Origin of the sequence: Nocardioides zhouii, from assembly GCF_004137345.1 — a bacterium.
Classification (GTDB): domain Bacteria; phylum Actinomycetota; class Actinomycetes; order Propionibacteriales; family Nocardioidaceae; genus Nocardioides; species Nocardioides zhouii.
In genome coordinates, this window is sequence record NZ_SDWV01000029.1 from 33,262 (window position 1) to 54,300 (window position 21,039).

A 21,039-nucleotide genomic window follows, 5' to 3' on the forward strand; every position below is an offset into this window, starting at 1 on the left:
GTTGCTTTATGACGACCACGGGGCACGCAGTGGAGACCGGCTGGAACCAGCGCTACGGCGACCCGTACGACGACCTCCCGCCGGTGCCCGACTCGGTCCGGGTCCAGCTCGCGCACCGCTCCGTACGCCGCTTCCTGCCCGGCGAGGTCTCCGAGGGAGACCTGCGCACCCTGGTCGCCGCGGCACAGTCGGCGCCGACGTCGTCGAACCTCCAGCCCTGGAGACGGCCCTCATCGGCTTCATCGACGTGGCGCTCGCCGCACAGAACGCCGTCGTCGCGGCCGAGGCCCTCGGTCTGGGGTCGTGCTACGTCGGAGCGATCCGCAACCGCCCCGAGGAGGTGGCCGCCGAGCTCGGGCTGCCCCCGCACGCCATCGCCGCCTTCGGTCTCGCGGTGGGTCGCCCCGACCCGACGGAGGATGCCGGGGTCAAGCCGCGGCTGCCGCAGCAGGCGGTGCTGCACCACGAGCAGTACGACGCCGGGCTGGCCGACGCCCACCTGGCGACGTACGACGAGAGGCTGGCGACCTACAACGCCCGCCACGGCCTCGCCGGTGCGTGGACCGACCGGGTGCTGACGCGGCTCGCCGGTCCGGAGTCGATGGCCGGGCGACACCGGCTGCGCGAGGCGCTCGAGCGGCTGGGCCTGCCGGTGCGCTGAGCGCGACCTACCAGGTGAGCTCGATCTCCACCTCGTTGGACTCGCCGAGCTCCACCTCGACCTTGAGGTTCACCTCGTCGGGCACCGCGACGGTGATGCGGCCGCCGTCGCGGGCGAACTCCACCGAGTTGTGCTTCGCGAGCGAGTCGGCGAGTGCGCGCAGCTTGGCGGCGGCGTCCTCGCGGGTCATGGTCCGGGTCTCGTCCATCTCGAAGAGGTCCATGCTCCCGAACCTAGCCAGTGGCTACAACCCGAGCATCCGCCCGATGATCTCCTTCTGGATCTCGGTGGTCCCGCCGTAGATCGTCTGGATCCGCGAGTCGGTGTACGCCTTGGAGATCGGGTACTCGTTCATGTACCCGTAGCCGCCGTGCAGCTGGACGCCCGCGTCCACGACCCGCTTCTGGAGCTCGGTGGTCCACCACTTCGCCATCGACGCCAGCGCGGTGTCGACCTCGCCGGCGTTGAGCCGCAGCACGCAGTCGTTGATGAAGACCCTCGCGATGTGGGCCTCGGTCGCCATCTCGGCCAGCACGAAGCGGTTGTGCTGGAACTTCCCGATCGGCTTGCCGAACGCCTCGCGCTCCTTGGCGTACGTCAGGCACAGGTCGAGGACGTGCTCGATCGCGGCGACCGCGATGCAGCCGATGGAGATCCGCTCCTGCGGCAGGTTCTGCATGAGCGAGACGAATCCCGACCCCGCCTCGCCGAGCAGGTTCTCCTTCGGCACATGGACGTCGGTGAACGACAGCTCGGCCGTGTCCTGGGCGTGCAGCCCCATCTTCTCGAGGTTGCGGCCGCGCTCGAAGCCCTCCATGCCGCGCTCGACGACAAGCAGCGAGATGCCCTGGTGGCCGGCGTCGGGGTCGGTGCGGCAGACGACGATGACCAGGTCGGCCAGGATGCCGTTGGAGATGAAGGTCTTCGACCCGTTGAGGACGTAGTGGTCGCCCGCGTCGACGGCCGACGTACGGATCCCCTGGAGGTCCGAGCCCGCGCCCGGCTCGGTCATCGCGATCGCGGTCACCAGGTCGCCGGACACGCAGCCCGGCAGCCAGCGCTGCTTCTGCTCGTCGGTCCCGAGGGAGGAGATGTAGGGGACGATGATGTCGCTGTGCACGGCGAAGCCCGGGCCGGAGGCGCCGGCGCGCGCCGACTCCTCGGCGAGCACCATGTTGTAGCGGAAGTCCGCGATGCCGGGCCCGCCGAAGGCCTCGTCGACGTCGAAGCACAGCAGCCCGCGCTCGCCCGCCTTGCGCCACACCTCGCGGTCGACGATGCCGTCGCGCTCCCACTGCTCGTGGAAGGGCACGACCTCCTTGTCGAAGAACGCGCGCGCGACGGCGCGGAAGTCCTCGTGCTCCTGCTCGAGGATGCTGGGGCGGTCAGGCATGTGACTCCTTGGTGTTCAGGGCGTCGAGCATCGCGAGGGGACCGAGGTCTTCCAGGCGGTGCCCGTCGGGATAGGTCGTGGGACGGTGGGCGTACGCCGTCCGTCGCGGCGGCGCGAGCCGGAGCAGACGTCCGCGCAGCCGCAGGCCGCGTCGGACAGAGCGGACGAACCAGCGTGGCTGGCGCGGCAGGCCGAGCGCCTCGCGCAGCGGCTCGTCCATCACCGCGATCGTGACGCGGCGCAGCAGTGGTCGCAGGGGCGGCGGCGCCACCTCGCGCGCGATCCGGATCGACGCCTCGGCGAGCCTGGTGCTGGCCGGGGTGTGGGCGAAGTGCTGGCGCTCGTAGTCGACGAGCAGCGTGAGGTAGCCGTCGTACGTCGTGGGCAGGCCCTTGATGCCCATCAGCTCGCCGAAGCGGGTCGTCACCCTCGTGATCGCGACCAGCTCGTGCGGGTCGAGGGAGCGCCAGCCGTAGGCCTCGATCCACCGGACCGGCCCGACGATGGTGGTGGCCAGGACGTACGCGAGCTCGTCCTGCGGGATGTCGTAGTGGCCGTGGATCCGGTTGAGCCGGCGCAGCGCGGCGTGGGAGCGGGTCGAGTCGATGCCGTCGAGGGTCGCCTCGTCACCGATCAGGATGGTGTCGTCGTAGCGCTTGACGCCGTGGTCCTCGAACTCGCGCGTCCGGTCGAGCAGCGCCGCGATCGACGGGATGCCGTAGTCGCGCATGAAGGCGATGCCGGTGCCCTGGACGTAGTCCCAGGGGAACTCGAAGCGCGCCGTCAGCCGCAGGATCTCGTCGAAGTCGACCTCCGGGTCCAGCTGCTGGATCCGGTGGAGGTGGGCGAAGCGACCGGGCGAGTGCACGGGCTCAGGACACCCATTCCTTGACCTGCGCGACGGTGGCCGCGGGGTCGTCGGAGACGGGCGTGATGTTGAGGTCGGTGACGCCGGCCTCCCGGAAGGCGGCGATCCGCTCCTTGACGTACGACTCGGGGCCGACGAGGTTGGCGGCCTCCAGCCACTCGGTGGGGATGAGCGCCTCGGCCTCCTTCTTCTTGCCGGAGAGGTAGAGGTCCTGGATCTCCTCGGCCTCCTTCTCGTACCCATAAGACCGTGCGACGTCGTTGTAGAAGTTCTTTCCCTTGGCGCCCATGCCGCCGACGTAGAGGGCGAAGATCGGCCGCGCGAAGTCGAGCAGCGCCTTGGTCTCCGGGCCCTCGCCGATCGCGACCATGCCGCCCGCCATCACCTGCAGGGGAGCGAGTCCCTCCTGCCGCTTGGCGTTGCCGGTCGCGAGCGCGTCGCCCCAGACCAGGTGCGCCTTCTCGGGGTGGAAGAGGTGGGGGATCCAGCCGTCGGCGATCTCGGCGGTCTGCTCGACGTTCTTGGGGCCGAGGGCCGCGATCCAGATCGGGATCGTGTCGCGCTCGGGCTTGGTCAGCAGCTTGAGCGGCTTGCCGAGCCCAGTGACGGCGCCGTCGTCCTTGGTCAGCGGGAGGTGGAACTCGCCATTCGCGGTCAGCGGCTCACGCTTGAGGCCGCTCCGGATGATCTCGACGACCTCCTGGGTCCGCGCCATCGGCTTCTTGTACGGAACGCCGTGGAAGCCCTCGATCACCTGCGGGCCGCTCACCCCGATGCCGAGGATCGCGCGGCCCCCGCTGACGTTGTCGAGGCCGGCGGCGGTCTGCAGCAGCGCGCCCGGCGTACGCGAGTAGATGTTGAGGATGCCCGACCCGATCTGGATCGTGTCGGTCTTCGCTGCGAGGTAGCCCATCAGCGTGGGGGAGTCGAAGCCGTACGCCTCCGCGACCCACACGCTGTCGAGCCCGGCCTTCTCCAGGGTGACGACCTGGTCGGCCGCGCTGCGGGGGTTTCCGTCGTACATGAGGAGGGTGGCGAGACGCATGCCGCAACTGTGACAGTTTCACTGTCACGATGGCAAGAGGGACCAGATCGCCGCAGCGTCCTCGGCGGGGAGCTCGAAGAAGCCGAAGCGGATCTTGCTGGTGGGTAAGTGGTCACGCACATCGGCGAGCGGGATCGGCTCGATCTCCCGGAGGGTCGCGGCTCGCCGGAAGCCACCCTCGATCACCGGACTGGGCTCGGGCTCATCACCCGTGACTTCGCCGACCATGGTGATCGCCTTGAGCGGCTCGCCCTTCGGGAACGTGGTGGTCGGGGAGTAGATCAGGATCCGGTCGGCCACGCTCATCCGCGCCACCGGTGCCCGCTTGCCGTGGTTGGCCATCACGAACCCGCCCTCCAGCCCGCGGCGGGCGTGGTCGCGGGAAGCCACGAGGACCCAGGTGCGTGTCATGCCCCCGACGCTAGGGCGGGGGTCCGACAACACGTGTCCGCGATGTTGCCCTCGCGCGGCTGGATCAGGGGCAACAGCTCGGACACGTGTACGCATTCAGTGGCGGAGGTTGCGGTGGGTGGACCACCGCTCGCCGGGGATCGATCAGCCCTTGCCGTGCCACGACTCCCAGAGGGCGGCGTATGACCCGCCGGCGGCGACGAGGTCGTCGTGCGAGCCGAACTCCGCGATCAGGCCGTCCTCGACGACCGCGACGCGGTCGGCGTCGTGGGCGGAGAAGAGCCGGTGCGCGATCGCGATGACCGTACGGCCCTCGAGCACGGCGGCGAGCGAGCGCTCGAGGTGGCGGGCGGCGCGCGGGTCGATGAGCGAGGTCGCCTCGTCTAGCACGAGGGTGTGCGGGTCGGCGAGGACGAGCCGGGCCAGGGCGATCTGCTGGGCCTGGGCAGCCGTCACCGCGCGGCCGCCGGATCCGACGACGGTGTCGAGGCCGGCCGGCAGCAGGTCCACCCACTCGAGGGCGTCGACGGCGCCGAGCGCGTCGCGGACGGCGTCGTCGGACGAGCCGGGTCGGGCGAGCACGACGTTCTCCCGCAGGGTGCCGACGAAGACGTGGTGCTCCTGGGTGACGAGCGCGACGTGGCCGCGAAGGTCGCCGAGCGGCAGCTCGACGAGACCGACGTCGCCGACCGTCACCGCGCCGGTGCGTGGCGGGTGGATGCCGGCGAGCAGCCGTCCGAGGGTGGACTTGCCCGCGCCGGACGGTCCGACCATCGCGATCCGCTCGCCCACCCCGACATCGAGGTCGATGCCGTGCAGCACGTCGCGGCCCTCGACGTACGAGAACCGGACGTCGTCGGCGTCGAGCTTCTCCGACGACGGCGTACGCCCCGAGACCTCGCGGTCGTCCGGCACCTGCGCCACCCCGAGCAGCCGCGCGAGGGACGCGGCACCGAGCTGGAGCTCGTCGAGGATGGAGACGATCCGGTCGACCGGGTCGATGAGCATCTGGACGTAGAGCGTCGCGGTCGTGACCTCGGCCAGCGAGACCTCGCCACGCGTGTAGAGCCAGCCGCCGAACAGCAGGGTGCCGACCACCGGCAGGAGGTAGCTCAGCTCCATGCTCGGGAAGAAGACGGTGCGCAGATGAAGCGTGTACTTCTCCGCCTCGAACGACTTCGCGCAGTCGTCGTCGCACAGCTCGACGCGCTTCGCGCCGAGCCCGAGCGCCTCCACCGTGCGCGAGCCCTCGACGGTCTCGGAGAGCGTCGTGGTGATCTGGGAGTACGACGCGGTCTCGGCGAGGTAGCCGTCCTTGGCGCGGGCGAGGTACCACCGCAGCCCGACCACCAGGGGCGGCATCGCCAGCAGGCAGGGGAGGAACACCCACCAGCCGACGCTGAGCGCGGCGGCGAAGGTGAGGATCGCCGAGACGACGGCGATGGTCCACTCGGGCAGGGCCCACCGCACCGACCAGCCGAGCTGGTCGATGTCTGAACCGGTGCGGGTCAGCAGGTCGCCGGACCCGGCGGCCTCGACGATGCCGACCGGGAGCGCCAGCGTGTTGGCGACGAAGTCCTCGCGGAGCTCGGCGAGCACCAGCTCGCCCATCACCTGCGAGCGGTAGCGGGCGTACCGGGTCAGCACCGACTGCAGCACCAGGAAGAGCGCCAGCCACATCACGATCTCGTCGACGTGGGAGCGGGTCGTGCCGTTCTCGACCGACTCGACGAGGCCGCCGAGCAGGCGCGGTGCGGCAAGTGCGGTCAGCGCAGCCAGCACGTGGAGGCCGAGCGCGGTCCACAGCAGGCGAGGGTGCCGGTGCGCGACCTGGCCGACGTAGCGGCGTACGGCCTTGCCGTCGGTGATGGGGAGGCGGGTCGTGACGCTCACAGGACTGCCTCCACGTCGCGTACGACGACACGGCGGTAGGCCGTGACGTCCGCCAGGAGCTCGGCATGGGTGCCGACCGCGACGACCCGGCCGTCGACCATGAAGGCCACCTCGTCGACGGCGTCCAGCAGCAGCGGGCTCACCGTGGTGACCACGGTCGTACGGCCGTCACGGTGTGCGCGGAGGCGGGCGGCGACGCGCGCCTCGGTGTGGGCGTCGACGGCGCTCGTCGGCTCGACCAGCACGAGGATCTCCGGGTCGGCGGCGAGTGCACGGGCCAGGACCAGCCTCTGGCGCTGGCCACCGGAGAAGGAGCGGCCCTTCTCGGTGACGACGGAGTCGAGCCCGTCCGGCAGGCCCTCCAGGATGTCCTCGGCCGACGCGGTGAAGAGCGCCTTCTCGACGTCACCGTTGCCGCGCTCGTCTATCCGGTCGGCCAGCCGGCCGGCAAAGAGGGCAGCGCCCGTGTCGGACACCATGATCCGCTCGCGTATGTCGGCGTGGCGCAGCGATGTCAGGGGGATGCCGCCCAGGGACACCTCGTCGTCCTGCTCGGCGGCGCAGAGCCCGAGGCGGTCGGCCAGAAGGGCCGAGTCGTCGGGTTGGTCGGAGACGACCGCGGTGAGCAGTCCCGGTCGGACCCGGAGCCCCGAGCGGGCGTCGTACAGCTCGGAGGCGGGCGCGGGAGGAGACGCAGGCGAGGTGGGCTCGACGACGTCGGGCTCGAGCGCCAGCACCCGGCACACGCGGGACGCGGCCACGCGGCCGCGGATCAGCTTGTTGGCGAACTCGGTGGCGGTGCGCAGCGGCAGCATCAGGAACGCGGAGTAGCCGTAGAACGCCACCAGCTCGCCGGCGGAGATGTCGCCGGTGACGGCCGAACGCGCGCCGAGCCACACCACGAGCACGACGAAGACCCCGGGCAGGAAGACCTGCAGGGCGTCGAGCACCGACTGGAGCTTGGCGACGTTGACCGCGGCGGTGCGGGTGGCCTGCGACTCGCGGCGGTAGCGGTCGAGGAACACGCCCTCGCCGCCGATCCCGCGCAGGACCCGCAGTCCGCTGACGATGTCGGTGCCGGTGTTGGAGAGGTCCGAGCGCATCTGGCGCTCGGTCGCGCTGCGGGACTGGAGCGGCTTGAGGAGCGGCCCCATGAGCAACAGCAGGAGCGGCACGCCGATCAGCACGACCAGGCCGAGCTGCACCGACGTGCTCAGCAGGATCGCCGACACGAGCAGGAACGACACGATCGCGCCGGCGAACCGGGCGGTCACGTCCATCACGTTGCCGATGTGGGAGAGGTCGGTGGTGCCGATCGCGATGACCTCGCCCGTGCTGACCTTGCGGGGCAATGAGCCGCCGAGGCGCACCGACTGCCGCGTCGTGAGCTGCACGATCCGGTAGGACGCGGTCAGCCAGTTGGTGACCGCGAAGCGGTGCCGCATGATCCCGGTGACTGCCTGGAGCAGCCCGATGAGGAGCATCACGCCGGCCCAGAACAGCAGCTGCTGCTGGTCCTTGTCGGCGACGCCGCGGTCGATCGCACGACCCAGGACCGCGGGCATCACGGCCTGGCACGACATCCACACGATCCCGAACGCCATGCCGCCGGCCAGGGTGGGCAACTGCTGCCGGGCCAGCCACCACAGGAACCGGCCGGGGGAGCGATGGTCCGGGGTTCCCGGATCGGCGACCGGCAGTGTTCTCACTGACCCGATCCTAGGTTCGGGACAGGGTCAGCGACGAATGGTTATCGCCCGAGCCCCTGCACCACCTCGGCGCCCGGCAGCTCGCCCAGCAGCCGACCGGGCACCAGCAGCTTCGAGCGGCGTACGCCACTGCCGATGACCACGACGGGCTCGTCGAGGAGCGCGTCGTGCACCAGGATCCGCCAGCCCTCGGGCAGGCCCAGCGGCGTGATCCCGCCGTACTCCATCCCGGTCTCGGCGACCGCGCGGTCCATCGGGAGGAAGGAGCACTTGCGCACGTCGAGCAGCTTGCGGACCAGCGTGTTCACGTCGGCCCGGGTGTCGGCCCGGACCACGCAGGCGGCGATCCGCTCGTCGCCCGCGCGGGCGCCGGACACGACGACGCAGTTGCCGCCGGCGGTCATCGGGATGTCGTACGCCTCGCTCATCGCGGCCGTGTCGGCGAGGTCGGGGTCGATGTCGACCACCGCCACCTGGGCCGCGCCCGGCCAGGCGGCCAGCGCGGCCGCCACGGGAGCGGCGACCAGGTCCGGGTGGTCGGTCGCCGGCAGCGAGGTGAGGGTGGGGTAGCTCGGGAGCGTCACGCGCTCATCATGCGCCATTCATCCTGAGGTCACCGGCAGGTCCCGGAGGCCGTGCAGCCTGTGGTCGTGACGGTGACCCGGGAGGCGCTCGGCCGGACCTCGTCGTTGGTCCTCACGCCTGCCGTGGTTGCGCACCGCGGTGCCAGCGGTCATCGTCCCGAGCACACCCTCGACGCCTACCGGACGGCCATCCGGATGGGCGTCGACGACCTCGAGCTCGACCTCGTCGCCACGCGCGACGGGGTGCTGGTCGCGCGCCACGACCTCGAGCTCAGCATCACGACCGACATCGCCGAGCGGCCCGACCTCGCCCACCTGCGCCGCACCCTGGTCGTCGACGGGGTGGAACAGTACGGCTGGTTCGTCCAGGACCTCACGGTCGCCGAGCTCGAGACCCTTGCCACCCGCGAGCGGATGCCGGGCACCCGTCCCGGCAACACGGCGTACGACGGAGCCGAGGGCGTGCCGACCCTGACCGAGGTGCTCGCCATGGTGGGCGCGGAGTCGGCCCGGCGCGGTCGCCCGGTCGGGCTGCTCCTCGAGCTCAAGCACGCCACCCACCACGACGCGATCGGGCTGCCGCTCGACGTCCCGCTCATGCGCGAGCTGTCGCGCCAGGGACTCGACCATCCGTGGGCGCGGGTGGTCCTCATGTCGTTCGAGGCCCCCATCCTGCGCCGGCTCGCGGCCCGCACCCGACTGCCGATCATCCAGCTGCTCGAGATCGGGGACGAGCTGGGCCCGGATGCGCTCGACGAGATCGACGAGTACGCCGACGGCATCGGCCCGCACACCTCACAGGTGCTGCCGCGCGACCGCGACGGCGCCATCGACGCACCGTCGACGCTCGTGCGCGACGCCCACCGCCGCGGCCTGACGGTGCACGTCTGGACCGTCCGCGGGGAGAACCGCTTCCTGCCGACCAACCTCCGCCACGGCCAGGCCCCCGACGCCCTCGGTGACATGGCCGGCCTCGTACGCGCGCTGCTCGCCGCCGGCGTCGACGGGGTCATCACCGACCACCCCGAGGCGGCGCTCGCGGCACTCCGCGAGCTGTAACCGTCACGGAGCGTTCACCGGCAGGACCGCGCAGGGCCGCCTCGGACCGCTTGGCTCGAGGCATGACCTCTCGGATCCTCGTCGGCCTCGGGCTGACCCTCGCCGCCACCATCGCCCTGACCACCCCTGCCGTCGCAGCCCCCGCCGACGCCACCGAGGCCTCGCTCGTCGAGCCGGTGCTGATCGGCCACCGCGGCGCCTCCGGCTACCGCCCTGAGCACACGATCGCGGCGTACGAGCTGGCGATCGAGCAGGGTGCCGACTACATCGAGCCCGACCTCGTCTCCACGAAGGACGGCGTCCTCGTCGCCCGCCACGAGAACGAGATCGGCGGCACCACCGACGTCGCCGACCACCCCGAGTTCGCCGCCCGCAGGACCACGAAGACCATCGACGGGCGACCGGTCACCGGCTGGTTCACCGAGGACTTCACCTACAAGGAGCTGCGCACCCTGCGTGCCAAGGAGCGGCTGCCGCTGGTGCGCCCCGACAACACGGCGTACGACGGCCAGGAGCGGATCCCGACCCTCGACGACGTCATCAAGCTGGCGCGCCGCGAGGGCGTGGGCATCTACCCCGAGACCAAGCACCCGACCTACTTCGACTCCATCGGCCTCTCGCTCGAGGAGCCGCTGGTCGCCGCGCTCGCCAAGCGGAAGTGGGACGACGCCGACGACCCGGTGATCATCCAGTCCTTCGAGACCGCCAACCTGCGCGACCTCGACACCATGATCGACGTCCCGCTCGCGCAGCTCGTCGACGCCAGCGGCAAGCCGTACGACTTCACCGCCGCCGGCGACCCGCGCACCTACACCGACCTGCTCACCCCGACCGGCCTCGCGTGGATCGCGACGTACGCCGACGGGGTCGGCGCCAACAAGGACCGTGTCCTGCCGCGCACCGGGGGTGCCACGACGGTGCCGAGCCCCGTGGTCGGCGACGCCCACGACGTCGGTCTCATCGTGCACGTCTGGACGCTGCGCCGGGAGAACCAGTTCATGGCGACGAACTTCCGCATCGGCACCGACCCCAACGCCCCCGGCGACCTGGCCGCGGAGGCGCGCGCGTTCCTCGACGCCGGCGTCGACGGGATCTTCAGCGACAACCCCGACCTGGTGGCGGCGGTGCTCGACGAACGGTGACAGGCGGCGTGAAAGGCGCAGCCTTGCACCGGCGTACCCTCGGCTCGTGTCCCTCATCGAGCGCATCCGCGACGCCGTCATCGGTGACGACCAGGTGATGCAGGGGCCGTACGGGCCGCGCCGGGTGACGTACGCCGACTACACCGCGTCGGGGCGCAGCCTCACCTTCATCGAGGACTTCATCCGCGACGAGGTGCTGCCGGCGTACGCCAACACGCACACCGAGGCGAGCGGCACCGGCCTGCAGACCACCCGGCTGCGCGAGGACGCGCGACGGATCATCCGCGACGCCGTCGGCGGCGACGAGGAGACGGTCGTGGTCTTCTGCGGCTCGGGCAGCACGATGGCGATCGACAAGCTCATCGGCATCCTCGGCCTGCGGATCCCGGCCGGCCTCGACGACCAGTACGACCTCAGCTCGGCGATCCCGGCCGACCAGCGGCCGGTCGTCTTCATCGGCCCGTTCGAGCACCACTCCAACGAGGTGCCGTGGCGCGAGACGATCGCCGACGTCGTCACGATCCACGAGGACGCCGACGGCCGGGTCTCGCTCGACCACCTGCGTGAGGAGCTCGAGCGCCACGCCGACCGGCCGCTCAAGATCGGCTCGTTCTCCGCGGCGTCCAACGTCACCGGCATCGTCACCGACACCGAGGGCGTCGCCGACCTCCTCCACGAGCACGGCGCGCTGAGCTTCTGGGACTTCGCGGCGTGCGCGCCCTACGTCGACATCGAGATGTACGGCCCCGGTCGCTCCTTCAAGGACGCGATCTTCCTCTCGCCGCACAAGTTCATCGGCGGCCCGGGCACCCCGGGCGTGCTCGTGGTGCGGCGCGAGCTGATGACCAACCGGGTGCCGGTCGTGCCGGGCGGCGGCACCGTCATGTACGTCAACCCGACCGAGCACCGCTACCTCGACGACAAGGCCCACCGCGAGGAGGGCGGCACGCCGGCGATCGTCGAGTCGATCCGCGCCGGGCTGGTCTTCCAGCTCAAGAACGCGGTCGGCGTGGAGACCATCCAGGCCCACGAGGAGGAGATGCTGCGGCGGGCCGTCGAGGCGTGGGTGGCCGAGCCGGGCATCCAGATCCTCGGCAACCTCGCCTCGACCCGGCTCTCGATCGTGTCCTTCGTGGTCAAGGCGCCGGACGGCTCCTACCTCCACCACAACTTCGTCGTCGCCCTGCTCAACGACCTCTTCGGCATCCAGACCCGTGGCGGCTGCTCGTGCGCCGGCCCGTACGGCCACCGGCTGCTCGACATCGACCTCGCCACCAGCCACCAGTTCGAGGCCCAGATCGCGACCGGCTGCGAAGGCATCAAGCCCGGCTGGGTGCGGGTCAACTTCAACTACTTCGTGGACGAGGACGTCTTCACCTACATCGTCGACGCCGTCCGGCTCGTGGCCCAGGAGGGCTGGCGGTTGCTCGGCGACTACCGCTTCGACCCGATGACGGGCCTCTGGCACCACCGCACCGGGACCGTGGAGCCGCCGCTGCGGCTGACCGACGTGTCGTACGCCGCCGACGGCGCGATGACGTGGGAGTCGCACACGTCGACGGCCCCCGCCTCGGTGCTCCAGGAGCACCTCGACGAGGGCCGCGCGATCATGGCTGCCGCGTCGCCCCCGGACTGGTCGGACCCCGCGCACCTGGGCGCCGACTTCGACGACCTCAGGTGGTTCGCGCTCCCGGCCTGCTCGCTGGGCTAGGCGACGTCAGGACCGACGCGAGGGCCACACGGTGGCCGCGAGTCCGGCGGCACCGGCGGCGATCCAGGGGATCGGGAGGAGCCAGCGGAGCTCGCTGGTCTCGACCGCGTCGCCCTGGACGAGCGCCCAGACCAGCACCATGCCGGCGAAGGCGACGCCCATCACGAGCTGGCCGATGTTGACCGGGTGGCGGCCCGACGGCTTGTCGGGGGCGTCGAGCGGGCCGACCATCGGCTGGCCGTACATCGAGGTGTCAGTGCCGTAGACGTCGGTGTCATAGCTGCTGTTGTCGGTCATGTCGTGCTCCTCAGGCTGCTTCGCGGACGGTGATCTCGCCGCCGACCAGGTCGATGGTGATGGACATGTCCGGGACGCCGTCGCCGGCGTCGCGGAAGGCGGTGAGCGTGCGGTCGAAGCCGTCTGCCCGCTGGTCGAAGAGGCGGATGTCGCCGCCCACGACCTGGGCCCGGACGTCGACGTCCATCCCGTCGGGGACGATCACCTCGACCTCGCCGCCGACGCCGTCGATCGAGATGTCGCGGCCGTCGAGGGCCTCGATGTCGGACACGTCGGAGAGGTCGAGGGTGAACCGGCCGGCGCCGAACTCGTAGCTCTCCTGCACGTCACCGGCGGTGGTCGGCGAGTAGCCGCGGCGCTCGTCGCCGATGCTGCTCCCGACCACCGAGCCGGCGGTCGCGAGGGCGGCCACGAGGCCGAGGGCGATCAGGCCACCGGCCCGGCCCCAGAACGACCCGACGACGAGCATCACGGCGGTGACGCCGAGGGCCAGGGCGGGGTACGCGCCGTCGGCCACGTCGACACCGGCGAGGTCGACGACGCCGAGGACGCCCTCGGCCAGCGCGATCAGCGCGAGCGTGAAGAAGAACAGGATCGGTCCGCGCTTGCGCGGGTTGCGCGGCCGCGGCTCCCGGGCGTACGTCTCCCAGTGCTGCGGCTCGGCGGGCGACGCGTACGACGTCTCGGTGGTCGTCTCGGTGGTCGGCTCGGTGTAGCCGTAGCCGGTGCGCCGGCCCGAGCGGCGCTCCTTGCGGTGCAGGAACAGCACCACGATCGCGGCGACGATCGCCAGCTGCCACGGGAACCAGAAGGCGCCGGCCCAGTCGCCGATCGCGCAGAGGAGGGCGATCACGCCGACCCCGGCGACGGCGAGGGAACGGCTGCGCCGGTCGAGGCCGAGCGGCTCGTCGTCGGTGCCCTCCTCGGGCACGAGGAGCCAGGCGCCGATGTAGAGCAGGAACCCAGCGCCACCGAAGAACACCGCGACGACCAGCGCGACCCGCACGATGATCGCGTCGATGTCGAGGTGGCGGGCGATGCCGCCGGCCACGCCGGCGATGTGCCGGTCGGTGACGCTGCGGCGCAGGCGGCCGAGATCCTTCATCTCGTCACGGGTGACGCGGGGACCGGTGGTCGGCTGCTCGCCGCTGGGTGGCGGCGGCGGTGTCGGGTTCTGACCCGTGGTGGTGGGGCTGGCGTTGTCCATGGCTCCACTCTGGTCGCCCGACCGCGTCGCCACCATCGGGGACAGCCCTGATTCGCAGGCCGGTTGTGCCTGCGCCGCCCCCGGGTGGACTCAGGGTCGGCTCGGGGTCTGTCCTCATGGTCCGCGCGCGGTGTGCCTGCGACGATGGAGGCACGATGAGCCAGACACACGCGCCCCGAGCCGGTCGGTCCCGACGGGCCTACCGCGACCTCTCGGCGCCCATCGCCGGCGGCGTCGCGTCCGGCCTGGCCACCCACCTCGCGGTGCCGGTGCTCTGGGTGCGCGGGTTCTTCGTCGCGACGGCGTTCCTCGGCGGCTTCGGGCTGTTGCTCTACGCCGGCCTGTGGATGTTCCTGCCCGCCGACCAAGGCTTCGAGGTGAGCGCCCCCGGACTGGAGAGCGCCACGCGGACCGGCAAGCGCCCGGGCCGGCGTTCGCGGCTGCGCGACGCGGGTCCGGCGATCGCCCTCGGCGCCCTCTTCTTCGGCGTCGTCCTCGGCGTCGAGGGCGTCTTCGGACAGGGTGCGCTGTTCTGGCCCGTCGTCCTGGGCGTTGCCGGCATCGCGCTGCTGTGGCGCCAGGCAGACGAGGCCCAGCGCGAGCGGTGGACCGACACGACGGGGCGCATCGACCCCTTCCGCGCCGTGTTCGGCAACGGCGGCTGGGCGGCGTACGCCCGCATCGCCGCGGGGCTGGGCCTCATCGTCACCGCCATGATCGTCTTCGCGGTGGCCGCCGGGCAGGCCACCTTCGCGGTGCCGGTGCTCGTCGCCGGCCTGCTCGGCCTGCTGGGCCTCGCGATCGTCGTCGGCCCGTGGGGCCTGCGGCTGGTGAACGACCTCAGTGCGGAGCGCGCCGAGCGGGTGCGCACCCAGGAGCGCGCCGACATGGCCGCACACCTCCACGACTCCGTGCTCCAGACCCTCGCGCTGATCCAGAAGAACGCTCACGACTCCACCACCGTCGCGCGGCTCGCCCGGTCCCAGGAGCGCGACCTGCGCCAGTGGCTCTTCGAGGCCGAGACCTCCGACACGACCACGCTCGCCGGCGCGCTGAAGGAGATGGCGGCAGACGTCGAGTCGCAGCACAACGTCGTCGTCGACGTCGTCACCGTCGGTGACTGCGCGCTCGACGACGAGCTGCGACCCGTCGTGCACGCCGCCCGCGAGGCCGTCGTCAACGTCGCCAAGCACGCCGGCACCCAGCGCGCCGACGTCTACGCCGAGACCTCGGACGCCGCGGTGGACGTCTTCGTCCGCGACCGCGGTGCCGGCTTCGACGTCGACGGCGTCGCCACGGACCGCCACGGCGTCCGCAGCAGCATCGTGGACCGGATGGCCCGCCACGGCGGCCGGGCGGACGTACGCTCGGCCCCCGACGAGGGCACCGAGGTCCGCCTGCACATGCCCCGCACCACCCGCGGCACCAAGGACGAGGAGAACCGATGACCGAGCGCAGCCCCGACGGAGCAGTCCGCGTGGTGCTGGTCGACGACCACGCGATGTTCCGGGCCGGTGTCCGGTCCGAGCTGGCCGCGGCCGGTGCCGGCCGGGTCGAGGTGGTCGGCGAGGCCGCCGACGCCGACGCCGCGATCGCCGTCGTCCGCGAGCTGCAGCCCCAGGTCGTGCTGCTCGACGTACACCTCCCTGGCGGCGGCGGCATCGAGGTGATGCGGCGCCAGCCCTCACCCGACGCGCTCTACCTCGCGCTCTCGGTCTCCGACGCCGCCGAGGACGTCATCGGCACCATCCGCGGCGGTGCCCGCGGCTACGTCACCAAGACGATCACCGGCCCCGAGCTGGTCGACGCGATCACGCGGGTCGCCGGGGGAGACGCGGTGTTCTCGCCGCGGCTGGCTGGCTTCGTGCTCGACGCCTTCGCCGGCTCGATCGACGTCGCCGCGGTCGACGAGGACCTCGACCGGCTGACCGAGCGCGAGCGCGAGGTGATGCGCCTGATCGCCCGCGGCTACGCCTACAAGGAGGTCGCCAAGGAGCTCTTCATCTCGGTGAAGACCGTCGAGACCCACATGTCGTCGGTGCTGCGCAAGCTGCAGCTCTCGAGCCGCCACGAGCTCACGAAGTGGGCCTCGGACCGGCGCCTGCTCTAGTCGCGCGGCGCCCCGAAGGGGTGGGTCGAGGTTTGACATCCCGGGGTCGAGCCGATGGGGTCGTCAGATGTCGGACACTGCCACAGCCCCCCGCCCGGACGAGAAGGACAGTGAGCTCAAGCGGTCCATCACGGGCCGCCTGCTGTTCTTCTACACGCTCGGCGACGTGCTCGGATCGGGCATCTACGTCCTGATCGGCCTGGTCGCGGCAGCGGTCGGCGGCGCCTTCTGGATCGCCTTCGCCCTCGGCGTCGCGGTCGCGGCGATCACCGGTGCGGCGTACGCCGAGCTGGTGACGAAGTACCCGCAGGCCGCCGGTGCCTCGCTCTACGTCAACAAGGCCTTCGGCAACCGGCCGCTCACCTTCCTGATCACGGTGTCGTTCCTCGCGGCCAGCATGGCCGCCTCGGGCTCGCTCGCGGTCGGGTTCGCCTCGTACTTCTCCGAGCTCTGGGCCGCACCTCCGGCCCTGCTGGTCTCGCTGGTGTTCGTCGCGATCCTCGTGGTCGTGAACTTCATCGGGATCACCGAGTCGGTCGTGATCAACATGCTGATGACCTTCGTCGAGGTCGCCGGCCTGCTGATCGTGCTCATCATCGGCATCGTCTTCGTGGCCCAGGGCAACGCCGACTTCGGCGTGCTCACCCAGATCGAGACCGGCGGTGACTACAGCAGCCCCGCGCTCGCCGTCCTCGCCGGCATCTCGTTCTCCTTCTTCGCGATGACCGGATTCGAGAACACGGTCAACGTGGCCGAGGAGACCATCGAGCCCTACAAGGCGTTCCCGCGCTCGCTGGTCGGCGGCATGCTCGTCGCCGGTCTGGTCTACGTCCTGGTCTCGATCGCCGCAGCGCTGACCGTGCCCGTCGACACGCTGGCCGGCTCCGACGCCGCGCTGCTCGAGGTGGTCAAGCAGGGGATCCTGCCGTTCTCCACCGACTTCATGACCAACCTCTTCGTGGTCATCGCGCTCATCGCGATCACCAACACCACGCTCGTCACGATCGTCACCCAGCCGCGCATCCTCTACGGCATGGCCCGCGAGGACGTGGTGCCGGCCGTGTTCGCCACGATCCACCCGGTCCGCCGCAGCCCCTGGGTCGGCCTGATCTTCAGCGGCGTCGTGGTGAGCCTCCTGCTCGTCATCGGCACGCTGGTCACCGCCTCGGGCGGCGGCATCGACCTGGTCGGCCGCCTCGCGACCGTCACGGTCGTCCTGCTCCTCGCGATCTACGCACTGGTGATCGTCTCCTGCCTCAAGCTCCGCGGGCAGGACGAGCACGACGAGATCTTCCGGGCCAACACCCCGCTGCTGATGGTGGGCCTGGTCGGCAACCTCGCCATCCTCGGCTTCACCGTGTACGACGACCCCCACTCGCTCATTTGGTGCGCCGGGCTGCTGGCCGTCGGCGGCGTGCTCTTCCTCGCCGAGTACTTCTTCGGCGGCAAGGGCACCGGCGCCACCACCCCCGACCTCGACGAGACCACCGCCGGCAAGGAGGCCTGACATGCACGTCATCGTCGCCACGGACGGGTCCATGCAGTCGCTGGCAGCCGCCAAGCACCTCAAGTCGTTCGCCGACCCGACCAAGATCACCGAGGTCTCGGTCGTCGCGGTGCTCCGGCCGCTGGCGTCGGTCGCGTTCGCCGACGACGTCTCCGGTCGCGAGTTCGATGGGTCGTTCCGCGATGCCGCGCAGAGTGCGGTCGACGCGATCGCCGCGGTCTTCGACGGCTGGGGGCCGAAGGTCAACAAGCGGATCCGCAGCGGCTCGGCCGCCAACGAGATCATCAAGGCCGCGAAGCAGTACGACGCCGGACTGGTCGTCGTGGCTGCGGGCGGTGGCGGCCTCAGCGACGCCGTGCTCGTCGGCAGCACCGCGCAGCGCGTCCAGCACTACGCGCCGTGCCCGGTGCTCGTCGTACGACCCGCGCCGCGGAAGAAGAAGTAGCGCGCAGTCTCCTAGGGTGTCGGCATGGAGACCCTGCGGCTGGTGCTGCTCTTCGTCCACATCCTCGGCTACGCCGCGCTGCTCGGCGGCCTCCTCGTGCAGGTGCGCTCGGAGACCAAGGCCGTCAACCCGCTGATGCGTGACGGGATCGGCACGGCGTTCCTCGCCGGCCTGCTCCTCGTCGGGGTGCTCGAGAGCCTGGGGTCGCCCGACCACGCGAAGATCGGCGTGAAGTTCGCCGTGGGGCTCGTGATCCTGGTGCTCGTCATGGTCAACATGCGCAAGCCGAGCATTCCGCAGGGGCTCTACGTCGGCCTGTTGGTGCTGACGATCGCCAACATCGCAGTGGCCGTCTTCTGGTCGCCCGTGCACGCCTGACGCGGCCGACCCGGTTGTCACCGGGCCCGCATAGGGTTGGGACGACATGACTCCTCCCACCCCTCCCGGACAGACACAGGCGGCCCTGCTCGAGCACCCCCTCCTCGAGGGGCTCAACGACCCCCAGCGGGCTGCCGTGATGCATGCCGGTGCGCCGCTGCTCGTGGTGGCCGGCGCCGGCTCCGGCAAGACTCGCGTGCTGACCCGGCGCATCGCCTGGCTGATCTCCGAGCGCAAGGCGCACCCGGGTTCGATCCTGGCGATCACCTTCACCAACAAGGCCGCCGCCGAGATGAAGTCGCGCGTGCAGGACCTCGTCGGCAACCGCGCCAAGATCATGTGGGTCTCGACCTTCCACTCCTCGTGCGTGCGCATCCTGCGCAAGGAGATCGACCGGGTCGGCCTCAAGTCGAACTTCTCGATCTACGACGCCGCCGACTCCAAGCGGCTGATGACCCTCGTGCTGCGCGACCTCGAGCTCGACCCCAAGCGCTACCAGCCCAACGCCGTCCTCCACTGGGTGTCGGACCAGAAGAACGAGCTGCGTGACGCCGAGGACGCCGCCAAGGAGGCGAAGAACAGCTTCGAGGAGGCGTACGCCAAGGCCTACACCGCCTACCAGCGCCGGCTGCGCGAGGCCAACGCGCTCGACTTCGACGACCTGATCATGACGACGGTCCACGTGCTGCAGGCCTTCCCCGACGTACGCGAGAACTACCGCCGCCGGTTCCGCCACGTGCTCGTGGACGAGTACCAGGACACCAACCACGCGCAGTACAGCCTGATCCAGCAGCTGTGCGGGCAGTCCTTCGAGATCGGCACTGGCTTCGAAGAGCTGGAGACCGAGGTCGCCGGCGAGCGGGTCGGGCCGAGCGAGCTGATGGTGGTCGGCGACGCCGACCAGTCGATCTACGCCTTCCGCGGCGCCGACATCCGCAACATCATGGACTTCGAGCAGGACTTTCCCGACGCCACGACGATCCTGCTGGAGCAGAACTACCGCTCCACGCAGACGATCCTCACCGCGGCGAACTCGGTGATCGGCAACAACCGCGGGCGCAAGGACAAGCGGCTGTGGACCGACGCCGGCTCGGGGGAGCGGATCGTCGGCTACGTCTCCGACGACGAGCACGACGAGGCGCGCTTCGTCAGCCAGGAGATCGACAAGCTCGTCGACGACGCCGGCGTACGCCCTGCTGACGTGGCCGTGTTCTACCGCACCAACGCCCAGTCCCGGGTCTTCGAGGAGGTGTTCATCCGCACCGGTCAGCCCTACAAGGTCGTCGGCGGGGTGCGCTTCTACGAGCGCAAGGAGGTCCGCGACGCGTTGGCCTACCTCCGGATGCTGGTCAACACCGCCGACGAGATCTCCCTGCGGCGGGTGCTCAACACCCCCAAGCGGGGCATCGGCGAGCGCGCCGAGGCGTGCATCGCCGCCCTCGCCGAGCGCGACCGGATCACGTTCTGGGAGGCACTGACCCGCGCGGCCGAGGCGCCCGGCCTGGCCACCCGCAGCCTGAAGAACATCGAGGCGTTCGTGGCGATGGTGCAGGAGATCCAGTCGATGGTCGAGGCCGACGAGCGCCCCGACGTGATCCTGGAGTCGGTGCTCGAGCGCTCCGGCTACCTCACCGAGCTCGAGGCCAGCGAGGACCCGCAGGACGGCACCCGGCTGGAGAACCTCGCCGAGCTCGTCGCGGTGGCCCGGGAGTTCGCCGAGGACCCGCAGCCCGGACCCAGCGCGGACCCCGCAGAGGTGGAGGCCGGCACCGTCTCGGTCGGGCTCGGCGACTTCCTCGAGCGCGTGGCGCTGGTGGCTGACGCCGACCAGATCCCCGACGCCCCTGACGGCGACGACTCCGGCGTGGTGACGCTGATGACGCTCCACACCGCCAAGGGCCTCGAGTTCCCGGTGGTCTTCCTCACCGGTCTCGAGGACGGCGTCTTCCCGCACCAGCGGTCGCTGGGCGACCAGCCCGAGCTCGAGGAGGAGCGCCGGCTCGCCTACGTCGGCGTGACCCGCGCCGAGAAGCGCCTCTACGTCTCCCGCGCCCTCGTCCGGTCGGCCTGGGGCGCCCCGAGCCACAACCCCGCCAGCCGGTTCCTCGACGAGCTCCCCGTCGACCTCGTCGACTGGCGACGTACGGCCGCCGAGCAGACGCGCTGGGGACGCCCCGACCACACGGGCGGTGCCGCCCGCCTCGGGACACCCACCGACGCCGGGCGCCGCAACTTCTCCTCGGCCGCGATGCGCGCCGACGTCGCGTCGAAGTCCAAGCCCGCCCGCCCGATCCCGAGCCTCGATCCGGGCGACCGGGTCGTGCACGACTCGTTCGGCATGGGCACGGTCGTCGCCGTCGACGGGGTCGCCGAGAAGTCGGTCGCCTCGATCGACTTCGGCTCCGAGGGCGTCAAGCGCCTGCTGCTCCGCTACGCCCCGGTGGAGAAGCTCTGACCCGAGCGGTGGTCCACCCACACTCGTTGGCTCGGGAATGTGGCTCGGCCACCGCTGGAGCGCGAGTCGTACGCCGACACGCCCGTCAGCGGTGGTCCACCCACACTCGTTGGCTCGGGAATGTGGCTCGGCCACCGCTGGAGCGCGAGTCGTACGCCGACACG

At 71.0% G+C, this 21,039-nt stretch carries 20 protein-coding genes and 1 pseudogene; 11 read left to right on the top strand and 10 right to left on the bottom strand.

Translation table 11 applies throughout. The features are described from left to right. Positions 1 to 8: 8 nt before the first annotated feature. Positions 9 to 173 (top strand): annotated as a pseudogene (locus EUA94_RS23195) (hypothetical protein); the annotation flags it as partial. A gap of 74 nt (positions 174 to 247) precedes the next feature. Beyond that, positions 248 to 661, top strand: a complete 414-nt coding sequence (locus EUA94_RS22795; protein WP_242495065.1) for a nitroreductase family protein — start codon at positions 248 to 250, stop codon at positions 659 to 661. Between the two features lie 7 nt (positions 662 to 668). Here EUA94_RS22795 and EUA94_RS20295 read toward each other — a convergent pair whose 3' ends face one another. From EUA94_RS20295 to EUA94_RS20330, 8 genes are all read right to left on the bottom strand, one after another. Continuing rightward, on the bottom strand, positions 669 to 884 hold the full coding sequence (locus EUA94_RS20295) for an amphi-Trp domain-containing protein (RefSeq protein WP_129428669.1): 216 nt from the start codon (positions 882 to 884) through the stop codon (positions 669 to 671). 21 nt (positions 885 to 905) lie between these two features. Beyond that, positions 906 to 2,054, bottom strand: a complete 1,149-nt coding sequence (locus EUA94_RS20300) for an acyl-CoA dehydrogenase family protein (protein ID WP_129428670.1) — start codon at positions 2,052 to 2,054, stop codon at positions 906 to 908. Then, positions 2,047 to 2,922 carry an oxygenase MpaB family protein gene (locus tag EUA94_RS20305; RefSeq protein WP_129428671.1) on the bottom strand — a complete coding sequence of 292 codons (876 nt, stop codon included), beginning with the start codon at positions 2,920 to 2,922 and terminating at the stop codon, positions 2,047 to 2,049. The genes EUA94_RS20300 and EUA94_RS20305 overlap by 8 nt, the downstream gene beginning before the upstream one ends. A gap of 4 nt (positions 2,923 to 2,926) precedes the next feature. Further along, positions 2,927 to 3,967 carry an LLM class F420-dependent oxidoreductase gene (locus tag EUA94_RS20310; RefSeq protein WP_129428672.1) on the bottom strand — a complete coding sequence of 347 codons (1,041 nt, stop codon included), beginning with the start codon at positions 3,965 to 3,967 and terminating at the stop codon, positions 2,927 to 2,929. A gap of 24 nt (positions 3,968 to 3,991) precedes the next feature. Further along, positions 3,992 to 4,378, bottom strand: a complete 387-nt coding sequence (locus tag EUA94_RS20315) for an EVE domain-containing protein (protein WP_165357075.1) — start codon at positions 4,376 to 4,378, stop codon at positions 3,992 to 3,994. 144 nt (positions 4,379 to 4,522) lie between these two features. Continuing rightward, entirely contained in the window at positions 4,523 to 6,271 is a 1,749-nt protein-coding gene (locus EUA94_RS20320; protein WP_129428674.1) for an ABC transporter ATP-binding protein, read from the bottom strand. Then, complete coding sequence (locus tag EUA94_RS20325) at positions 6,268 to 7,980, bottom strand: ABC transporter ATP-binding protein (RefSeq protein WP_207210674.1); 1,713 nt, start codon at positions 7,978 to 7,980, stop codon at positions 6,268 to 6,270. The genes EUA94_RS20320 and EUA94_RS20325 overlap by 4 nt, the downstream gene beginning before the upstream one ends. A 41-nt stretch (positions 7,981 to 8,021) precedes the next feature. Beyond that, positions 8,022 to 8,564: a YbaK/EbsC family protein gene (locus EUA94_RS20330; protein ID WP_242495068.1), complete on the bottom strand. Its 543-nt coding sequence runs from the start codon at positions 8,562 to 8,564 to the stop codon at positions 8,022 to 8,024. Between the two features lie 66 nt (positions 8,565 to 8,630). Here EUA94_RS20330 and EUA94_RS20335 point away from each other — a divergent pair, with 66 nt between their 5' ends. The 3 genes from EUA94_RS20335 (at position 8,631) to EUA94_RS20345 (ending at position 12,476) form a co-directional block, all read left to right on the top strand. Further along, a complete protein-coding gene (locus EUA94_RS20335) occupies positions 8,631 to 9,623 on the top strand; it encodes a glycerophosphodiester phosphodiesterase family protein (protein WP_242495070.1) in 993 nt (330 codons plus the stop codon). Positions 9,624 to 9,685: 62 nt separating this feature from the next. Beyond that, positions 9,686 to 10,765: a glycerophosphodiester phosphodiesterase gene (locus tag EUA94_RS20340; protein ID WP_129428676.1), complete on the top strand. Its 1,080-nt coding sequence runs from the start codon at positions 9,686 to 9,688 to the stop codon at positions 10,763 to 10,765. Positions 10,766 to 10,811: 46 nt separating this feature from the next. Further along, positions 10,812 to 12,476, top strand: coding sequence for an aminotransferase class V-fold PLP-dependent enzyme (locus EUA94_RS20345; protein WP_242495072.1), 1,665 nt, complete (start codon positions 10,812 to 10,814; stop codon positions 12,474 to 12,476). 6 nt (positions 12,477 to 12,482) lie between these two features. Here EUA94_RS20345 and EUA94_RS20350 read toward each other — a convergent pair whose 3' ends face one another. Together EUA94_RS20350 and EUA94_RS20355 are read right to left on the bottom strand one after the other, a co-directional pair. Then, positions 12,483 to 12,773, bottom strand: a complete 291-nt coding sequence (locus EUA94_RS20350) for a hypothetical protein (protein ID WP_129428677.1) — start codon at positions 12,771 to 12,773, stop codon at positions 12,483 to 12,485. 10 nt (positions 12,774 to 12,783) lie between these two features. Next, a complete protein-coding gene (locus EUA94_RS20355) occupies positions 12,784 to 13,980 on the bottom strand; it encodes a PspC domain-containing protein (protein ID WP_165357077.1) in 1,197 nt (398 codons plus the stop codon). Positions 13,981 to 14,135: 155 nt separating this feature from the next. Here EUA94_RS20355 and EUA94_RS20360 point away from each other — a divergent pair, with 155 nt between their 5' ends. The 6 genes from EUA94_RS20360 to pcrA all read left to right on the top strand — a co-directional run bounded on the left by EUA94_RS20360 (position 14,136) and on the right by pcrA (position 20,875). Next, entirely contained in the window at positions 14,136 to 15,428 is a 1,293-nt protein-coding gene (locus EUA94_RS20360; protein WP_129428679.1) for an ATP-binding protein, read from the top strand. Then, positions 15,425 to 16,090: a LuxR C-terminal-related transcriptional regulator gene (locus EUA94_RS20365; RefSeq protein WP_129428680.1), complete on the top strand. Its 666-nt coding sequence runs from the start codon at positions 15,425 to 15,427 to the stop codon at positions 16,088 to 16,090. The genes EUA94_RS20360 and EUA94_RS20365 overlap by 4 nt, the downstream gene beginning before the upstream one ends. A gap of 67 nt (positions 16,091 to 16,157) precedes the next feature. Further along, a complete protein-coding gene (locus EUA94_RS20370; RefSeq protein ID WP_129428681.1) occupies positions 16,158 to 17,597 on the top strand; it encodes an APC family permease in 1,440 nt (479 codons plus the stop codon). A gap of 1 nt (position 17,598) precedes the next feature. After that, the gene (locus EUA94_RS20375) at positions 17,599 to 18,042 is read left to right on the top strand and encodes a universal stress protein (RefSeq protein ID WP_129428682.1); all 444 of its coding nucleotides are present in this window, start codon (positions 17,599 to 17,601) and stop codon (positions 18,040 to 18,042) included. A 24-nt stretch (positions 18,043 to 18,066) separates the two neighbouring features. Continuing rightward, positions 18,067 to 18,420, top strand: coding sequence for a hypothetical protein (locus EUA94_RS20380; RefSeq protein WP_129428683.1), 354 nt, complete (start codon positions 18,067 to 18,069; stop codon positions 18,418 to 18,420). A gap of 46 nt (positions 18,421 to 18,466) precedes the next feature. After that, positions 18,467 to 20,875 carry a DNA helicase PcrA gene (pcrA, locus tag EUA94_RS20385; protein ID WP_129428684.1) on the top strand — a complete coding sequence of 803 codons (2,409 nt, stop codon included), beginning with the start codon at positions 18,467 to 18,469 and terminating at the stop codon, positions 20,873 to 20,875. Positions 20,876 to 21,039: the final 164 nt, after the last annotated feature.

Excerpts from the sequence above, each read along its gene's own strand:
- EUA94_RS20315 (WP_165357075.1), bottom strand. The coding sequence starts at position 4,378 with ATGACACGCACCTGGGTCCTCGTGGCTTCCCGCGACCACGCCCGCCGC.
- EUA94_RS20360 (WP_129428679.1), top strand. The coding sequence starts at position 14,136 with ATGAGCCAGACACACGCGCCCCGAGCCGGTCGGTCCCGACGGGCCTAC.
- pcrA (WP_129428684.1), top strand. The coding sequence starts at position 18,467 with ATGACTCCTCCCACCCCTCCCGGACAGACACAGGCGGCCCTGCTCGAG.
- EUA94_RS20365 (WP_129428680.1), top strand. The coding sequence starts at position 15,425 with ATGACCGAGCGCAGCCCCGACGGAGCAGTCCGCGTGGTGCTGGTCGAC.
- EUA94_RS20310 (WP_129428672.1), bottom strand. The coding sequence starts at position 3,967 with ATGCGTCTCGCCACCCTCCTCATGTACGACGGAAACCCCCGCAGCGCG.
- EUA94_RS20355 (WP_165357077.1), bottom strand. The coding sequence starts at position 13,980 with ATGGACAACGCCAGCCCCACCACCACGGGTCAGAACCCGACACCGCCG.
- EUA94_RS20350 (WP_129428677.1), bottom strand. The coding sequence starts at position 12,773 with ATGACCGACAACAGCAGCTATGACACCGACGTCTACGGCACTGACACC.
- EUA94_RS20340 (WP_129428676.1), top strand. The coding sequence starts at position 9,686 with ATGACCTCTCGGATCCTCGTCGGCCTCGGGCTGACCCTCGCCGCCACC.
- EUA94_RS20380 (WP_129428683.1), top strand. The coding sequence starts at position 18,067 with ATGGAGACCCTGCGGCTGGTGCTGCTCTTCGTCCACATCCTCGGCTAC.
- EUA94_RS20300 (WP_129428670.1), bottom strand. The coding sequence starts at position 2,054 with ATGCCTGACCGCCCCAGCATCCTCGAGCAGGAGCACGAGGACTTCCGC.
- EUA94_RS20375 (WP_129428682.1), top strand. The coding sequence starts at position 17,599 with ATGCACGTCATCGTCGCCACGGACGGGTCCATGCAGTCGCTGGCAGCC.
- EUA94_RS20295 (WP_129428669.1), bottom strand. The coding sequence starts at position 884 with ATGGACCTCTTCGAGATGGACGAGACCCGGACCATGACCCGCGAGGAC.
- EUA94_RS20370 (WP_129428681.1), top strand. The coding sequence starts at position 16,158 with ATGTCGGACACTGCCACAGCCCCCCGCCCGGACGAGAAGGACAGTGAG.